Origin of the sequence: Luteibacter sp., assembly GCF_051958795.1 — a bacterium.
Classification (GTDB): domain Bacteria; phylum Pseudomonadota; class Gammaproteobacteria; order Xanthomonadales; family Rhodanobacteraceae; genus Luteibacter.
In genome coordinates this window covers 1-8,914 of record NZ_JBQCFT010000426.1, presented here as the reverse complement: position 1 = coordinate 8,914, position 8,914 = coordinate 1, and the positions used below count along the sequence as shown (strand labels likewise).

Annotated in this window: 9 protein-coding genes; 6 read left to right on the top strand and 3 right to left on the bottom strand. The window is 63.6% G+C overall.

Features of this window, described 5'->3' with window-relative positions; translation table 11 throughout:
- From ACTHLF_RS21335 to ACTHLF_RS21320, 4 genes are all read left to right on the top strand, one after another.
- Window positions 1–639, top strand: a 639-nt coding sequence (locus tag ACTHLF_RS21335) for a transglutaminase-like domain-containing protein (RefSeq protein WP_440330262.1), incomplete at its 5' end; no start/stop codon positions are given.
- Window positions 640–804: 165 nt separating this feature from the next.
- The gene (locus ACTHLF_RS21330; RefSeq protein WP_440330260.1) at window positions 805–2,241 is read left to right on the top strand and encodes a transglutaminase-like domain-containing protein; all 1,437 of its coding nucleotides are present in this window, start codon (window positions 805–807) and stop codon (window positions 2,239–2,241) included.
- Between the two features lie 46 nt (window positions 2,242–2,287).
- Window positions 2,288–3,157, top strand: coding sequence for an AraC family transcriptional regulator (locus tag ACTHLF_RS21325; protein WP_440330258.1), 870 nt, complete (start codon window positions 2,288–2,290; stop codon window positions 3,155–3,157).
- 302 nt (window positions 3,158–3,459) lie between these two features.
- Window positions 3,460–5,955: a protease pro-enzyme activation domain-containing protein gene (locus ACTHLF_RS21320; protein ID WP_440330256.1), complete on the top strand. Its 2,496-nt coding sequence runs from the start codon at window positions 3,460–3,462 to the stop codon at window positions 5,953–5,955.
- 47 nt (window positions 5,956–6,002) lie between these two features.
- Here ACTHLF_RS21320 and ACTHLF_RS21315 read toward each other — a convergent pair whose 3' ends face one another.
- Together ACTHLF_RS21315 and ACTHLF_RS21310 are read right to left on the bottom strand one after the other, a co-directional pair.
- Window positions 6,003–6,383 carry a hypothetical protein gene (locus ACTHLF_RS21315; protein WP_440330254.1) on the bottom strand — a complete coding sequence of 127 codons (381 nt, stop codon included), beginning with the start codon at window positions 6,381–6,383 and terminating at the stop codon, window positions 6,003–6,005.
- A complete protein-coding gene (locus ACTHLF_RS21310) occupies window positions 6,370–7,296 on the bottom strand; it encodes an RHS repeat-associated core domain-containing protein (protein WP_440330253.1) in 927 nt (308 codons plus the stop codon). Before ACTHLF_RS21310 ends, ACTHLF_RS21315 begins: the two co-directional genes overlap by 14 nt.
- 458 nt (window positions 7,297–7,754) lie before the next feature.
- On the opposite strand from ACTHLF_RS21310, the gene ACTHLF_RS21305 reads away from it, so the two are divergent.
- Both ACTHLF_RS21305 and ACTHLF_RS21300 read left to right on the top strand, forming a co-directional pair.
- Window positions 7,755–8,174 (top strand): GFA family protein, encoded by a 420-nt coding sequence (locus ACTHLF_RS21305; protein ID WP_440330251.1) that lies wholly within the window; start codon window positions 7,755–7,757, stop codon window positions 8,172–8,174.
- Window positions 8,171–8,695, top strand: coding sequence for a 2'-5' RNA ligase family protein (locus ACTHLF_RS21300; RefSeq protein ID WP_440330249.1), 525 nt, complete (start codon window positions 8,171–8,173; stop codon window positions 8,693–8,695). The genes ACTHLF_RS21305 and ACTHLF_RS21300 overlap by 4 nt, the downstream gene beginning before the upstream one ends.
- Here the strand turns inward: ACTHLF_RS21300 and ACTHLF_RS21295 are convergent.
- A partial coding sequence (locus ACTHLF_RS21295; RefSeq protein ID WP_440330247.1) for a diguanylate cyclase domain-containing protein occupies window positions 8,692–8,914 on the bottom strand: 223 nt, incomplete at its 5' end. The genes ACTHLF_RS21300 and ACTHLF_RS21295 overlap by 4 nt on opposite strands.

Genomic DNA, 8,914 nt, shown 5'->3' with positions numbered 1-8,914 from the left:
CTGGACGTTGGCAAGCCCATGCCCCACGGGGATGAGCCAGGCCCGACGAAGGACGATCTGGAATCGAACCCATGGGTGCAATCGGATGACCCGGCGATCCAGGCCGCGGCCCGGAAGATCGTCGGTGATTCGTCCTCGGATCTCGCGCGTATGCGCCGGCTTCGCACCTACCTGACCGATAGCATCGATACCAAGGGCATGGATATTGGCTATGCCTCGGCCCTGGATACCCTGCATACGCTCAAGGGCGATTGCACCGAACATGCGGTCCTCCTGACGGCGATGGCGAGGTCCCTTGGCATTCCCGCGCGCGTCGTTACCGGGCTCGTCTATGTCGATCGATTCGCCGGCGCGAATCGCGTTTTCATTCCCCACGCGTGGATGCAGGCGTGGATCAAGGGGCGCTGGGTCAGCTTCGACTCGGCGCAGGGCCGTTACGACTCCACCCACATCGCGCTCGCCGTGGGCGATGGCACCCCGTGGCGCTTCTTCGACGCCATGGCGGCGCTGGGATCCATCCACGTGGAGCGCGCCACGCCCAGCTCGGACCTGATGGGCATGCCGCCGGAGTCGTTCCGCCCCGAACCCGCGCAGCCTCCGATGGCGATGCCGACGACGAATACGTCATCCCGGCGCTGAGCTTCCCGATAGGTCCCAGGATGCGTGACACGCTGTCAGGCCGTGGCGTTTATGGAGCATACGGAGTGTCTGAGGGGGCATATGCGCATCTGGCTTGCAGCGATAGTGAGTGGACTCTGCTGGTCTACTGTCTGTGTGGCGGCCGACGACGTCTGGATGGCCGTCATGCTCGATGGCCAGAAGGTCGGCAGCATGCACGTGATGCGCGACCTCCAGGACGGAGAGGTCATCACGTCGCAGTCGTTGGATGTCCGGCTCAGCCGCCTTAAATCACCCGTGGCCATGCGCGCTGAACTCAGCGCGACGGAGTCGCCCGACGGGACGCCTCGCGGGTTCTCGTCCTCCGGCGGACAGGCCGCGAGCGGGGCGGAGCTGAAAGCCGAACGACGCGATGACGGCGCATTCCAGGTGACCGACACGATCCGGGGGGAAGCGAAGGTTTCCCTGTTGCAGTGGCCCGAGGGCGCCTTGCTCACGGAAGGTCAGCGGCTGGCGACAGTGAGCCGTGGGTTTCGAGCCGGCACTTCTTATCAGATCCGCGTTTTTGAACCCCTGCGCCAACAGGTTGCGGATGTGCAAGTCACCGTCGTTGGTGACGAATGGGTCGATCTTCCCGGCGGCAGGGAAAAGCTCCACCACCTGAAGCAGGTGCTTGCGGAGGACGATGGCCTCCAGTCGACGGAGACCTGGGTGGACGACGCGGGCACGATTCGTCGCTCGATTTCACCGCTGCTGGCTTACCGATTCGAAATGGTCGCCTGTGACGAAGCATGCGCCAAAGCTCCCAATAAGGACGTCGACATCCTTCGCGCAAGCATGGTCGACTCGCCGCGGTCACTGCCCGGCTCGCTACGTACCGAGCCTATCCGCTTCATTGTGGCGGTGCGAGGCCAGCGGCATGATCCGTTTGCCGATACGGACGAACAGCAAGTTACCGATCTCGGTGATGGGAAGTATCAGATCGATACGAGCTATGCCCAGGTCTATAACGACGAGGACCGGCCTACGAAGGAGGACAAGGCCGCCAATCCATGGGTGCAGTCGGACGCGCCCGAGGTCCATGCGTTGGCGCTGAAGATTGTCGATGGCGCAGCCACCAACGTTCAGCGCATGCGCCGGCTACGCGCGTTCCTGACTGACTACATCGACGGGACTGTATTGGACGTCGACTATGGGTCCGCACTTGAAACCATGCAGAGTCGTCGCGGGGATTGCACCGAACACGCCGTGCTCCTCGCCGCACTGGCGCGGTCCTTGGGTATTCCGACCCGGGTCGTTACCGGGCTCGTCTATGTCGACCGGTACGGCGATACCAGGCACGTGTTCATTCCGCACATGTGGGTGCAGGCATGGCTCGACGGACACTGGGTCAGTTTCGATTCCGCCCAGGGCCGTTACGACACGACGCATATCGCGTTGGCCACGGGCGACGGTGATCCCCGACGGTTCCTCGCTGCGAGAATGGCGTTAGGCTCCATCGACATACAGCGAGCCTCCCCTATGACCGCGGTGATGAGTGCGGCAGCCCGTGCCATCTCCCGCCCGGAAATGACTCGCGACGCGGTCAGTACGATGGCGCGGAATCTGGGGCCTGGGAACTAGCAAGACCGGTCATGCGTAGCCTCGCGGCAGCGGCTACGCTTTGCCCATGAATCACGACCGCTTCCGCCACTTGCTTGGTTACATCGATAGCCACCTCGATGAGGTGCTATCGCTTGACGTTCTTGCCGGCAAGGCGGCCTATTCGCCGTTCCATTTCCACCGCCGCTTTGCGGCGCTGACCGGCATGGGCGTGCATCGATACGTGCAGTTGTCGCGGTTCAAGCGCGCGGCATGGCAGGCGGCGTTCCGCCCCGATGTGTCAGTCACCGAGATGGCACTGCAGGCCGGGTATGAAAGTGCGGAGGGGTTCTCACGCGCGTTTCGCCAACGGTTGGGCGCGTCGCCTGCTGCGTTTCGCGGACAACCGGACTGGGCGCGCTGGGCGCGCACCTGGCAGGATCTTGACCAGGTGAGGAGGTTCGCCATGCCGCTAACGCACGACCATGACGATGTGCGCATTATCGATTTCCCCGAAACCGCCGTGGCCTGCCTGCCGCATCGGGGTGCGCCGGAACTGATCGGCGAAACGATCCGCCGATTCATCGCATGGCGGAAAGAGAACCGCTTACCGCCATCGCGTTCGTCCACCTGGAACATCGTCTATGACGACCCGGACGAAACCCCGCCGGACGCGTACCGCATGGACCTCTGTTGCACGTGCGCGGAGGTCGCGCCGAACGAGCAGGGCGTGATCGCGGCGACGATTGGTGCTGGGCGTTGCGCCGTTCTTCGCCATACCGGTTCGGATGCGCAGCTGGGTGACAGCGTGCGCTTCCTCTATGGGGAGTGGCTTAGTGCCAGCGGAGAGACGCCGCGCGACGCGCCGTTGTTCTTCAAGCGCGTCGTGTTCTTCCCTGATGTCCCGGTGCACGAAGCGGTGACGGAGATTTACCTGCCGCTTGCGGGCGTCTCGTAGCCGCGACTCTCCGCGCAAGAACTTGCGCATGCGTTAGCTCCAACGTTTTTCCGCCATCGCAGACGCCTTGCCGATTTCACCTGGCGTGCACGAACGCCGTCACAAGACCGCGTCCACCGTCAACCTGTTCGACTTTCGGGAAAGGTTGGTGAAAGTTTGAACCGTGCCTGCTCGATCGACAGGGGGAAGTCGGCGTGCCGGCCCGGGGGATCGCAAATTCCTGCGCTGGAGCGCCCTGCAGTGACAACGCCGCCACGCAATGTGCGCGGCATTCCTACGGGCAAACGAAGGAACACTACGCAATGAAGATCGATGCTTTTCGCGTCACCAGGAAGACAGCATTGACGGTCGCGATAACCCTCGCGATGACATCTCTGGGGAGCCATGCGCAAGACGCATGGGTATCAACGAACACGCAGGCGGCCCTGTTGCCGGCCGCGACCACGCAGGTCCTGGCGGCCAGCTCCACGGTGGCGACTCCTGTTTCGGCGGGTTACCGGATCAACATGACCGGCCAGCCGTCGATCGAAGGCACGGCGGTGACCGCCATGGCCGCGGATCATCCGTTGCATGTCGTTATCGCCATGAAGCTGCGCAACCCCGACCAGTTGCAGACGTTCCTGCACAATGTCACCACGCCGGGCAGCGCGGGTTACGGCAAATTCCTCACGCCTGACCAGTTCAAGGCCCAGTACGGCCCGACCCAGGCGCAGGTGCAGGCCGTCGTCGCACACCTTAAGCAGGCCGGCTTCACCAACATCGAGGTCGCGCCGAACAACCTGCTGATCTCGGCCGACGGTAATGCCAACGCCGCCACCACGGGCTTCCACACGTCGATCAAGCGCTTTGAATCCGGCGGCCGCGAGTTCTTCGCGAACGACACGCCCGCCCTGGTACCCGCCGCGCTGGGCGAGTCGGTCGGTTCGGTGCTCGGCCTGCAGAACGTGAGCGTGAAGCACACGCTGCACCACGTGTATCACCCGGAGCGCGTGACCGTGCCGGGCCCGGCATCGAGCACGCAGGCTGCCGCGGCAGTGGCAGCCCACCATCCGCAGGACTTCGCTGCCATCTACGGCGGCAGCGGCGTGCCGGCGGCCTCGAACACCGCGGTCGGCATCATCACCTGGGGTTCGATCACCCAGACCGTCACCGACCTCAACAGCTTCACCGCGAGTGCCGGCCTCGGTACGGTCAACAGCACGATCACCAAGGTGGGTAGCGGTACGTTCGCCAACGATCCGGATTCGAACGGCGAATGGTCGCTGGACAGCCAGGACATCGTCGGTATCGCCGGCGGCGTGAAACAGCTGATTTTCTACACGTCGGCCAACGGCAACTCGAGCTCCTCCGGCATCACCGATGCCGGCATTACCGCTACGTACAACAAGGCCGTCACGGACAACATCGCGAAGCTGATCAATGTGTCGCTCGGTGAAGATGAAACCGCCGCGCAGCAGTCCGGTACGCAGGCCGCTGATGACGCGATCTTCCAGCAGGCAGTCGCGCAGGGCCAGATCTTCTCGATCGCGTCCGGCGATGCCGGCGTCTACCAGTGGTCGACGGATCCGCTCTCGGGCTCGCCCGGCTACGTGGCGAACTCGGCTGGCACGGTGAAGATCGACCTCACCCATTACTCCGTCAGCGAGCCGGCCAGCTCGCCTTATGTCATCCAGGTGGGTGGCACGACGCTGTCGACCAGCGGTACATCGTGGTCGGGCGAAACGGTGTGGAACGAAGGGCTTTCCGCGATCGCCCCGAGCCAGGGCGACAACAACCAGCGCCTGTGGGCGACCGGTGGTGGCACCAGCCTGTACGAGGCGGCGCCGTCGTGGCAGTCGTCGGTCTCCAGCAGCAGCAAGCGCGTGGGCCCGGATGTGGCGTTCGATGCGGCGTCCTCGTCAGGTGCGCTCATCGTCGTCAACGGTTCGACGGAGCAGGTGGGCGGAACGTCGCTGGCCTCGCCGCTGTTCGTCGGCGCGTTCGCTCGCATCGAGTCCGCCGCGAACAACGCCATCGGCTTCCCGGCCTCGAAGTTCTACGCCGCATTCCCGACCCAGGCCTCGCTGCTGCACGACGTGACCTCGGGCAACAATGGCTACCAGAACCACGGTTACACGGCCGCCTCGGGTTTCGATGAAGCGACCGGCTTCGGCAGCTTCGATATCGGTAAGCTCAACACGTACGCCCAGGCGAATTGGGTAAGCGGCGGTGGCGGGACCACCAATGCGCCACCGGTCGCCAACTTCAGCTTCACCACCAGCGGGCTCACCGCGACCTTCACCGATAGCTCGTCCGACAGCGATGGCAGCGTGACCGGCCACTCGTGGAACTTCGGCGATGGCGCGACGTCGACGACGACCAGCCCGAGCCATACGTTCGCGGCTGCGGGCACGTATAGCGTGAGCGAAACGGTGACCGATAATGCCGGTGCGACCAACACCAAGACGTCATCGGTAACGGTGAGCTCGTCGGGCGGTGGCGGCGGGAACGTGTTGCAGAACGGTGTGGCCGTGACGGGTCTGTCAGCGGCCAAGAACGGCAAGCTCAACTACACGGTGGCGGTGCCTGCCGGTGCGACGAACCTGAAGATCGCGATCTCGGGTGGATCGGGCGATGCGGACCTCTACGTGAAACTTGGCTCGGCGCCCACCACGTCGAGCTATGACTGCCGTCCGTACGTAACCGGCAACACGGAATCCTGCACGGCGACCTCGCCGACAGCAGGCACCTACTACGTGATGCTCAACGCTTACGCTGCATTCTCGGGCGTGACGTTGAAGGCGACCTGGACTAACTAGGCGCGTATGTGGCGCGGTGCCCGCCCGGACGGGGCGGGCACCCTTCGTCAGGGTGAAGACCAGTGGTAGGTCTTCACTACCTTCCCGTCGCTATCAAGATCCACGGTCCACGCCTCCATATCGGGAAGCAGCGGATGAATCCACCATAGCCGTCGGACGCAGGGGGACTTGCAGCGGCTGTCAGGCGTGGTGAAGGCGCCGCCGGCACCTGCATCGGAGCTAGCGGCAATCTCCACACCTGGCGTAAACCAGAACGAAGAGCGTGCGCTCTGTTCTGAAACGCCCACGCGCGTCTCATCCAAGGCGCGCCGCTGCGCATGGGAAATAGCGATTACGGCAAGGACATAGATCGCGACCAGAAGCCCAGTGGCCTGGACCACGCGTATTGCGAAAGTTTTCCTAGGCTTCTCCACCTCAGATCGCTCCATTCGGTGTCACATCCTTGCGTTCTTCGGGCTCGTGTGCCTGATCCGGATCCTTCTTATCCTTCTTGTCGCTCTCGTCCTTTTTCCGGCTTTGATCGATGCGTCGCAGGATCTCGAGCAAGTCTTTCGGTATGGGCTGGTTGCGAGTCAGATACCAGGTCTTTGTACCGGTCAGACCGGCGACGCTTCTGGATACGGCCCCTGGAAACGCTGCATCACTCGACCGCACGCCAGCCGCGTGCATGATGAGCGTCACCTTGACCGCACAATTGTCGATCAGGCCGGCCCCATTGGTGTTCAATTGGCTGGTAATCATATTTATCGCCGCCGTGTCCTGGGAGGGCGTCGTACCAATCACGCTGATCACCTGGTCGCGCGACAGCGCCTGACTTCCTACATAGGCTTCACTCGACGAGCCGAGGGGCGTGTCCGTTCCATAGCTGGCCATGCCATATCCTTCAACAGCTATGCCGATATGGCCGAATGCGTTGATGGAGTCAGTGCGACGGCCGCCAGCAATGACGACTTGGTCACGACCGTCAGGATCGATGTTGTTGTACGGGCTGTTGCCGGCGTACTGATAGCGATTGAACCGATCGAGGTTCGCGGGAACGGCCGGTAGGGGGTCCATGCTGAGGAATCGGCCCAGGGCTCCGTCGTAATATCTGGCCTGCATGTAAATAAGCTGCGATTCGCCATCGTCCACGTGCCCCGTATAACCCGGGCCGTCCGGTTGGTCCGACGCCACCTGCCTTCCGAACGGGCTTCGCTCAGAGTGCGATTTCTGGTTACCGGACGCGTCGGTCGTCATGAGAACGGTACCTTGCGGGTCGGTGTAGTAGTACGTGACTTCCTTTGCAAAGACCTGTCCGGCGAGCAAAGCCAGCAAGCCAGCGGTGAGTATCGAACCTTTCACTTCGCGTCCCCCTCGTTCCATGTGATGTGCAGCAAGCCCCAAGGGAAGCAGGCCCCAAGGCCAATCTATGCTCCCCTGACCTAGTTTAGTCATACTAGTAAGAAAATGCGGGTCGCGAACGCGTCTTGATAGTTCGCGGTGTGGCTTGTTCGCTCCATGCCTGAGCACGGCGCCCGCACGTATGCCGCAGCTGGCAACGCGGACGCCGGTACTCAGGCGTGACGGCCGTGACCTCGCGGCCGCGTGGCAGACGATCCGGAATGTTGGCGATCCGCGTGCGCTCGCCGTTTCGGTGGGCGATGCGTCTCCGGGCGCGCACGTCGCCGTGGTCGGGGAGGGTGATCGGCTCGGGCTGCGCTTCCACCAGCCGGACCTTCCGAGCCCCCTGGCATCCGCGGCTCGAGGATCGCTAGTCGTCGAGGCGCTACCATGGTGCGTAAAGCACAAGGGAGGGCACCATGCAGATCAGCGGCTCCTGCCATTGCGGCAACCTGGCGTTCGAACTGAGCTGGCCGGCCGGGGTCGCGGTAGCGCCGCGTGCGTGCGCCTGTGCGTTCTGTCAGAAGCATGGTGCGGAATGGACGGCGCATCCCCATGCCTCGATACGCGTGCGCGTCGCGGATGGCCGCCTCGTATCGAAGTATCGCTTTGGCACGAACACGGCCGACTTCCATGTCTGCGCGCGCTGTGGCGTGGTCGTCGTGTGCGCCAGCGAGATCGATGGGAGCGTTTATGCCGTCGTCAACACACGTGCGTTCGAGGATCGCAGCATCCTTTCCGCCCCGGTCGCCGTGGACTTCGATGGCGAGGAAGAAGATGCCCGGCTCGGTCGCCGCGCACGGAACTGGATTGGTAACGTCGCGATCGAGGCCGTGTGAGCCGGACACTCCTCGCGTTGCTGGTGCCTGATGTGGAATCGCTCGTGGGTGATCTGCGCTCGCGGTTGGATCCAGCGGCGAAGCTCGGTCTTGGTGCGCACTTCACCGTCCTGTATCCGTTTTACGATTCGGAAGACATAACGAAAGCGCATCTCGAGACACTGGACGTTGTCGCAGCGATGCGTCGTCCGTTGCTGTTCTCCCTCGATCATGTCGGTACATTCCCTTCCACCGTCTGGCTCGCGCCGGCGCCTGACGCCGCCATCGTCGAACTCGCGCACGCCCTTGAGCACGCATTCCCTGGCAGGCCGGCAACGGGCCGCACCTTCGAGCGTTTCGTGCCCCACCTGTCCGTCGCTCGAAATCTGCGCCGGGCGGCTGAGCGCGAGATGGTGGTGCGTGACCTGGAGCGTCGGGTGCGGGGCGGAACGACCCTCTGCCGTTGCACAGAGCTCCATGTCATGGGGCGCAACAGCGGCGGATGGAAGCCCATCCATTGCAGCCCGCTAGGCCCTGACTAGCTGGCTACCCCGTCGGTGACGAGAGTCGCGCTTCTCGGACCTGCCGCGGGCTCCGAAACCATCGCCTCGACACGATCGCGGCCGGTGCGTTTGGCCTGGTAGAGCGCGGTGTCTGCGGTATCGATCAGGCTCTGGATGTGGGTGCCCGTACCCGTGGCCACGCCCACGCTCGTGGTGAAAAGGATCGGCTCGCCGCCGTAGGTGGCGGGCGAGGACTCG

What these genes read in the sequence shown, in the direction of transcription:
- ACTHLF_RS21325 (WP_440330258.1), top strand. Translation starts at nt 2,288, where the DNA reads ATGAATCACGACCGCTTCCGCCACTTGCTTGGTTACATCGATAGCCAC.
- ACTHLF_RS21320 (WP_440330256.1), top strand. Translation starts at nt 3,460, where the DNA reads ATGAAGATCGATGCTTTTCGCGTCACCAGGAAGACAGCATTGACGGTC.
- ACTHLF_RS21315 (WP_440330254.1), bottom strand. Translation starts at nt 6,383, where the DNA reads ATGGAGCGATCTGAGGTGGAGAAGCCTAGGAAAACTTTCGCAATACGC.
- ACTHLF_RS21305 (WP_440330251.1), top strand. Translation starts at nt 7,755, where the DNA reads ATGCAGATCAGCGGCTCCTGCCATTGCGGCAACCTGGCGTTCGAACTG.
- ACTHLF_RS21330 (WP_440330260.1), top strand. Translation starts at nt 805, where the DNA reads ATGCTCGATGGCCAGAAGGTCGGCAGCATGCACGTGATGCGCGACCTC.